Source organism: Pseudomonas sp. Irchel 3E20, assembly GCF_900187645.1.
GTDB lineage: Bacteria > Pseudomonadota > Gammaproteobacteria > Pseudomonadales > Pseudomonadaceae > Aquipseudomonas.
In genome coordinates, this window is the sequence record NZ_FYEE01000029.1 from 1 (window position 1) to 2,271 (window position 2,271).

The following is a 2,271-nucleotide window of genomic DNA, read 5'->3' on the forward strand; positions in this document are numbered from 1 at the left end:
AGACCGGGCCGTCGCCAGTGATCGAAACAGTCACCTTGTCGCCTTCACCGGTCGGCTGATCGGTGACGGTAGTGGTGTGCTCTTTCGGATCGAGGGTCAGTTTCTCGAAGTCATCGGCGCCTTCAACCCCAACCAGTTTGTTGACCAGCGAAGGTTGGCCGCCGGTGAACACGTCGTTGGTGGTTTGGACGACCGCAGTACCGGTGGTTTCGCCGGCCTTAACGTTAATTTTGGTGCCGTCGCTCAGGGTGAACGTCAGCGGGCCATGGCTCTCCATCGGCAGGCCGGCTTTGTTGGTCAGCGTGACGGTGTAAGTCACGTCGCCGCCTTCGGTGACGGTGGTTTTATCCACGGTCAGGGTGGCAACCACTTCGGTTTCGGTGTCGTTCACGACTACCGAGGCATCGCCGCCGATCACCAGGTTCTCGAAGGATTTGCCGTCAACAGTGGCGGTGTCGATGCCCATCGGCACGGTTTCGCCGTCTTTGTAGACGTCGTCGCCTTGCGCCGCGCGCTCGTAAGGAACGCTCAGTTCGCCGGCCTTGATAACGACAACAGCGCCGTTTTTGAGGGTCACGGTCAAATCGTGATCCAACTTCTGGCTGACGCTGACGGTGAATTTCTGTGCTTGGTTCTCGAAGACCGGGCCGTCGCCAGTGATCGAAACAGTCACCTTGTCGCCTTCGCCGGTTGGCTGATCGGTGACGGTGGTGGTGTGCTCTTTCGGATCGAGGGTCAGTTTCTCGAAGTCATCGGCGCCATCAACACCGACGAGTTTGTTAACCAGCGAAGGTTGGCCGCCGGTGAACACGTCGTTGGTGGTTTGAACCACGGCAGTGCCGGTGGTTTCGCCTGCTTTGACGGAGATTTTGGTGCCGTCGCTCAGGGTGAACGTCAGCGGGCCATGGCTCTCCATCGGCAGGCCGGCTTTGTTAGTCAGCGTGACGGTGTAGGTCACGTCGCCGCCTTCGGTGACGGTGGTTTTATCCACGGTCAGGGTGGCGACCACTTCGGTTTCGGTGTCATTCACGACTACCGAAGCATCACCGCCGATCACCAGGTTCTCGAAGGATTTGCCGTCAACGGTGGCGGTATCGATGCCCATCGGCACGGTTTCGCCGTCTTTGTAGACGTCGTCGCCTTGCGCCGCGCGCTCGTAAGGAACGCTCAGTTCGCCGGCCTTGATAACGACAACAGCGCCGTTTTTGAGGGTCACGGTCAAATCGTGATCCAACTTCTGGCTGACGCTGACGGTGAATTTCTGTGCTTGGTTCTCGAAGACCGGGCCGTCGCCAGTGATCGAAACAGTCACCTTGTCGCCTTCGCCGGTTGGCTGATCGGTAACGGTGGTGGTGTGCTCTTTCGGATCGAGGGTCAGTTTCTCGAAGTCATCGGCGCCATCAACACCGACGAGTTTGTTAACCAGCGAAGGTTGGCCGCCGGTGAACACGTCATTGGTGGTTTGGACGACCGCAGTACCGGTGGTTTCACCTGCTTTGACGGAGATTTTGGTGCCGTCGCTCAGGGTGAACGTCAGCGGACCATGGCTCTCCATCGGCAGGCCGGCTTTGTTAGTCAGCGTGACGGTGTAGGTGACGTCGCCGCCTTCGGTGACGGTGGTTTTATCCACGGTCAGGGTGGCGACCACTTCGGTTTCGGTGTCGTTCACGACTACCGATGCATCGCCGCCGATCACCAGGTTCTCGAAGGATTTGCCATCCACGGTGGCGGTGTCGATGCCCATCGGCACGGTTTCGCCGTCTTTGTAGACGTCGTCGCCTTGAGCAGCGCGCTCGTAAGGAACGCTCAACTCGCCAGCCTTGATAACCACGACTGCGCCGTTTTTCAGGGTCACGGTGAGGTCATGGTCGAGTTTTTGGCTGACCGAAACGGTGAATTTCTGTGCCTGGTTCTCGAAGACCGGGCCGTCGCCAGTGATCGAAACAGTCACCTTGTCGCCTTCGCCGGTTGGCTGATCGGTAACGGTGGTGGTGTGCTCTTTCGGATCGAGGGTCAGTTTCTCGAAGTCATCGGCGCCATCAACACCGACGAGTTTGTTAACCAGCGAAGGTTGGCCGCCGGTGAACACGTCATTGGTGGTTTGGACGACCGCAGTACCGGTGGTTTCACCTGCTTTGACGGAGATTTTGGTGCCGTCGCTCAGGGTGAACGTCAGCGGGCCATGGCTCTCCATCGGCAGGCCGGCTTTGTTGGTCAGCGTGACGGTGTAAGTCACGTCGCCGCCTTCGGTGACGGTGGTTTTATCCACGG

The 2,271-nt window shown here is 58.9% G+C and carries 1 protein-coding gene; it reads right to left on the reverse strand.

Annotated elements, in window-relative coordinates; all coding sequences use genetic code 11:
• Positions 1–2,271, reverse strand: a 2,271-nt coding sequence (locus tag CKW13_RS24040; protein WP_371856257.1) for an immunoglobulin-like domain-containing protein, incomplete at both ends; no start/stop codon positions are given.